Annotated in this window: 1 protein-coding gene; it reads left to right on the top strand. The window is 48.5% G+C overall.

The genetic code is table 11. From position 1 onward, the window contains the following. On the top strand, positions 1-275 hold a 275-nt coding region (locus Q4563_RS16275), incomplete at its 5' end, for a hypothetical protein (RefSeq protein WP_303605219.1). Between the last annotated feature and the right edge of the window lie 162 nt (positions 276-437).

The raw sequence follows: 437 nt of genomic DNA, 5'->3' as shown, positions 1-437 counted from the left end.
GCCTGACACATCAGCCTCTTCAAGTCGCGATGATCGGCGTGGTAGCAAGCAAGAAAAGCCCTTCTTGCCATATGCTCAAAGCCAAGCAGGCTCCAGGGGCGAATATCAGAGCCATAGTCGATGAGTTTGACCCCGGATTCAGTCATAACCAGATTTTTGGGGTGAACGTTATTGCACACGATTCCGGCACGACTGCATCCATCCATGAATCGGATCAGGTCATTTTCATGGCCTCCCTTATAGGGCACGCTTTTTTCGTATGGGTATGTGATTAAGATCCATGGACCATCAGCTAGTACCGATTCCAAAGCGTACAGGCCGGGAGTATCTCCCCATGTACCTCCTTGGGATTTCAGAAAATTCAACTGTGCTTCCGGAATGCGTGTTTTCCAGTAGTCGATACACTTGAATATGGTTTTCTGGTCAGTGAACACAAC

This window comes from Gilvimarinus sp. 1_MG-2023, assembly GCF_030548285.1.
Note: the sequence above shows the minus strand (reverse complement) of the source record. Positions and strands in the feature narration are given on the sequence as shown.